1 protein-coding gene is annotated in these 245 nt (G+C 38.4%); it reads right to left on the reverse strand.

The features are described 5' to 3' along the window. The coding region (locus tag ACX6XY_RS30455; protein ID WP_460337966.1) for a hypothetical protein at positions 1–245 on the reverse strand (245 nt) is incomplete at both ends.

Genomic DNA, 245 nt, shown 5'->3' on the forward strand with positions numbered 1-245 from the left:
GTCTAAGAGGTAAAGCTCGACCTTTCCTTTCGCTCGTGGATAATACGTATAATTGTGACAGACGAATTTAACTGACCAATTATCTAGTTCAGCATCCATCATTTTCATAACTGCCGCACCATGCCAATTTTCTGTCGTAGTTCCGTTTCCGCCCCAAAATTGTGCTCCATTTTTTGAACCAATTCGAAACTCCGTATGGTTCGAAATCATTTTTGCGTCATTATAAATAAAACCATTTTCTAAAG

The organism is Streptomyces sp. O3 (assembly GCF_054788135.1).